This window comes from Streptococcus sp. IsoGale021, assembly GCF_031142795.1.
Lineage (GTDB): Bacteria > Bacillota > Bacilli > Lactobacillales > Streptococcaceae > Streptococcus > Streptococcus hominis.
In genome coordinates, this window is sequence record NZ_JAKZJH010000020.1 from 1 (window position 1) to 4111 (window position 4111).

Consider the following 4111-nt stretch of genomic DNA (forward strand, 5'->3'; position numbering starts at 1 on the left):
ACTAATAAAAACAGAGATATTGAATTTAGTATGGGTAGAGTACCCATACTTTTTTTGTTGGGCTCAAGTCGCCCAACAAAGCTTGCGCTAAATCAATGAATGGAGAGTAAAAGTTTTAATAAGTTCTGATTCATCATAGATACAAAAACAATATCTTTGTTAAAAAAAATTATATATATATATATATAGATTCTATCGTCACCCTACATCGTATTTCCCTAAAGGGAATTATAAGATGATTTCACCAACTTGTCAAGTTACAAATTCATTACAAATAGTTTATGTCCCTCCTGCGTCCAGCTCATGACGTTAAACCGAGCTACATGGCATGCCAACAGTCCACTTACTATGCTCTCCTTTCCTCGTCTTATCATGATAGATGAAGACGTTTTTTTATATTTTTTTTAGCGTCAAAGGAAAGGGGAGCTAGTCCTTTAGAAGGACATTCTGTCCTAAGCACTCAATAGAAAGGAAGATTTTCTTATTATGAGGAAAATCACTCAATCTGGTTATAGTTCAGAACTCGCTAATCATACACTTGATTCAAACAAAGATATTTATCTCTTGAGTACAGAGCTAGAACCGCAATATCGTTTTGAAAATAATCATCGTACAGATGAGATTGTAGCTTATCGCGCTTGGTTCACGCAAGAAGGGCTGCCACCTTTTACGGTGAAATTCGCTAAAAAGATTGCGCTGCCAAGCTACTTATCTGCCGTCAACTTTGACAACTTAGAAGCCTGCGAAGTTCGTTACAATATCTACTTCCGTGCTGATGAAGTACATGAGGTGAAATCATGAGTTTCAGCATGCAACATCAGAAGCAAGCTCAACCGTCACGAAACCCACTAGACCAAACCGCATCTAGTGGGGTCTTCCGTGACCCGCATGAGTTATGCACTTTTATTCAACGAAACCTAAACAATGCCCTCGATGTCAACGGTGAGACGAGCTATACAAATTCGTTTATGATTCGTCTGGCTGGCAATGACCGCGGCTTTCTCTATCTGCCAAATCTGCCCGTTTCCTACTCCCTTGACAATCAGCTTTATATGAAAATCTATGCGATTTGTTCAGGAATTTTATACCCTTACAAAACTTTGTTACCGCAAACCAGTGCTTACTTTGTTCCTTATGACCCCGAAGAGCCCAATCTCGCACGAGCCCTCTTTTTCCCTTGGATAGATGGGATTCCAAAGCGTCTAATGATTGAAAATATTGACCAGTTTATTGCTACAGAAGTAACTAGCAACCGCATTCCAATCATGAAAAACAAGGTCAGTCTCAATATGGACAACATTGTTCATCTAGCCGTTAGCGGCTCATCAGGGTCAGGAAAATCAAAATTCACTGAATATTTAATTAGATGCTTAAACGCTGATTCTGCTACTCATCTCTTGCTCGTTGATCCAAAATTGTCTCAAATTTACAAACTAGGAAGAGAGCTAAACTTAGAAGTTTTATCCCCTACCTTTGGCTCTAATCTCAATAGCTTTATTACAGAAGTCAACGAACTTCTAGGACGAGTGATAAACAAGATTTATGAGCGGCAACAAAAATTGCTCATCAATCCTACTACACGATTTTCAAAGATTTACGTTGTGATTGATGAACTCCTTGCTTTAGTGCAAGGTAGCTCGAAGCAAGCAAGAGATACTTTCTCTCAATTACTTGGAACGATTGCCCTTTTAGGGCGTGAGACACAAGTCAGCTTGATTCTCATCTCTCAACACTTTGACGCAACTGCCTTTGGTGGAAATACAGCCGTTCGAGAACAAATCAATTGCGCCATTATATTAGGCGACATCAACACGAACACAACGCAGTTCTTATTGCCTCATGCAAATATTGACCATATTGTTGTCCCAGCTGGCATCGGGACGGGTATCATCAAGTTTACAGATGATCAGCACAACAATCACATTATGCCACTACTGACGCCAACGTATTAACGAGGTACATTTATATTATGTTTAAATATTATTTTAAAAATTTTAATTTCTATAATACTTTTTATCTTTTAAGTTTCGCTCTACTTCTAACAGGCGGAGGCGGACTTCTCCTCAAATTATGCTTAGTTGTTTTTCAAACACCTTTGATAATTACAAATATCTTTACTTTTCTTTCTGCCAAACTACTAGCTCTCGCATTGAGACTGTTCCTATTACTTGTTGGGATAACAGCGATAAAATGGTTGTCAAATCAAAAACTCAATATGTGGAAATCTCTTTATTACACAAATAAAATCCGAAGATTTGCATATACTACCTCTGAAAAGTCTCTGAATATCGGACAAGATAAGATTCCTTACAGCGTTGCTGATAAGCGTCTTGCCAATCGTTCTTTATGGTCTTTAACAGTCGAATGTGAAGAAGATAAAATCATCACTTCTATAAAGTTACCTGTCAATCATAAAGCTATGAAAATGGTCAAAGAGTTATTGCCCGATATTAAAAGTCAGCTAGCAGAACTAGACCCAACCTATAGCTTTAACGACTTCACGCTTGAAAGCTACCGCGTTTATCAAGCCATTGGCACTCGCACTAAATAGGTGCTTCTGCGGCTTTGTCGGAACAGACAAAGAGCCGCAGAAAAGCACCCCATTTCAAACAGGAAGCAGGATAGAAATAGCGTAGTCTTTTCTATCTTGGTAACTGTTCCTAGCGCAGCCGCCGAGCTAGAAGGGCGGTTCCCGCTATCAGCGGGAAATTGTGATAGGAACTCATGGGGGTTACTACGACCCCCATGAGTTCAATAATCAATAATCAAATCATTAGAAAGGTTGATATATTATGCCTCTAACAAAACGTTCTAACAAATGGGCTTTTCTTCTCTACAAAGAAAGTGCGCCCGAAAACTATCTTGACATTTTAGAAGAAATGCAAGTCCCTTATATTTTGAGCCCGTGGCATGACCAAGATGTGGACAAAAAAACGGGTGAACTATTAAAAGCCCACAAACACGGAGCTCTCTTCTTTGATTCTTTGAAGAGCTATACGCAAGTATCAGAACTTCTTGCCGAAAATCTAAACACTCCTAAAAAGGTGCAAATTGTCTTATCTCCAAAGGGGATGCTTGACCATTTCACCCATGCACAAAACCCAGACAAAACACCTTATAACGCTGAAGACATTGAAAGCGGTGCAGGGTTTGACCTCGATCAGTTCCTCGTTGAGCAACAATCTGGGCGCTTTATCAATGAAGTCATTGACCTTATTAATGATTACAATTTTACCGAATTTCAAGACCTAGTAATCTATGCAAGACACAATGACCCTCGCCTGCTCACATTGATTATGAACCGTACCTACTTTTTTACAAAATTTATAGAATCAAAACGCTATCGTGCGAGTAAACACATCAAAGACGTGACCATCATTGACCAAGAAATGGATACAGACTAACTGCCTATGAAACCAACCACCCTACAAATTGACTTAAAAAATATTACGATACAACTACCACCCGATAAAATTATCGTTGACAGTTCCGAGTATGAAGAACTCAAAAAAACCTCCTCAAAAGGGCATTATCTAACGCTCTCTGAGGTTTTAGAACTTCTTTCCGTCTCTCGTCCATGGCTGCTCGAAAACGTGCTTTATAAGCCTGAAATTCGTAAGCAAATTGACATTTATAAAAATAGCAATGGATTTGTGAAATACCCAGATAGTCAAGGCGGACGCTATTACTTTCTAGCAAGCAAAACCAAAGAATTTTTCGAGGATCATTTTGCAAAAATTTTTGAATTATGATAAGATAACCAAGATAAAACCTTGGTTATCGATTTCTTAGAAAAGAGGTAATCATGTCACTATACATTACGCAACGCGGAGGAAAAAAAGGGAAGTGGTCTTATCGTATCACTGACAAAAAAGGAAACTATATTACATCAAAATCAGGATTTAAAACCAAAAAAGAAGCTGAAATTGAAGGTTTGACCCAAGAAATTAAATTACATCAAGGAAAGGTCATTGATAAAAACATCAGTCTCTTTCAATTGTGGGAAAAATGGTACCATTTAAAAATCATCCCACTCAATAAAATGGAATCTACACAAAACAAGCATCGCTTGCGTGGAAAGTTTATTCAAAAATACTTTGGAGACTCACCC

General features: G+C 38.3%; 6 protein-coding genes. All 6 read left to right on the top strand.

From position 1 onward, the window contains the following. The first annotated feature begins 483 nt into the window (after positions 1-483). Positions 484-801, top strand: coding sequence for a hypothetical protein (locus RG565_RS08900; protein WP_373852501.1), 318 nt, complete (start codon positions 484-486; stop codon positions 799-801). After that, positions 798-1952: a helicase HerA domain-containing protein gene (locus RG565_RS08905; RefSeq protein ID WP_247937540.1), complete on the top strand. Its 1155-nt coding sequence runs from the start codon at positions 798-800 to the stop codon at positions 1950-1952. The genes RG565_RS08900 and RG565_RS08905 overlap by 4 nt, the downstream gene beginning before the upstream one ends. Positions 1953-1969: 17 nt before the next feature. After that, on the top strand, positions 1970-2551 hold the full coding sequence (locus tag RG565_RS08910; RefSeq protein WP_003029562.1) for a hypothetical protein: 582 nt from the start codon (positions 1970-1972) through the stop codon (positions 2549-2551). A gap of 241 nt (positions 2552-2792) precedes the next feature. Further along, positions 2793-3404: a replication protein gene (locus RG565_RS08915; protein ID WP_247937541.1), complete on the top strand. Its 612-nt coding sequence runs from the start codon at positions 2793-2795 to the stop codon at positions 3402-3404. Between the two features lie 6 nt (positions 3405-3410). Further along, the gene (locus RG565_RS08920; protein ID WP_247937542.1) at positions 3411-3752 is read left to right on the top strand and encodes a DUF771 domain-containing protein; all 342 of its coding nucleotides are present in this window, start codon (positions 3411-3413) and stop codon (positions 3750-3752) included. 53 nt (positions 3753-3805) lie between these two features. Further along, positions 3806-4111 (top strand): Arm DNA-binding domain-containing protein (locus RG565_RS08925; protein ID WP_374989852.1); only part of this gene is annotated, 306 nt, incomplete at its 3' end.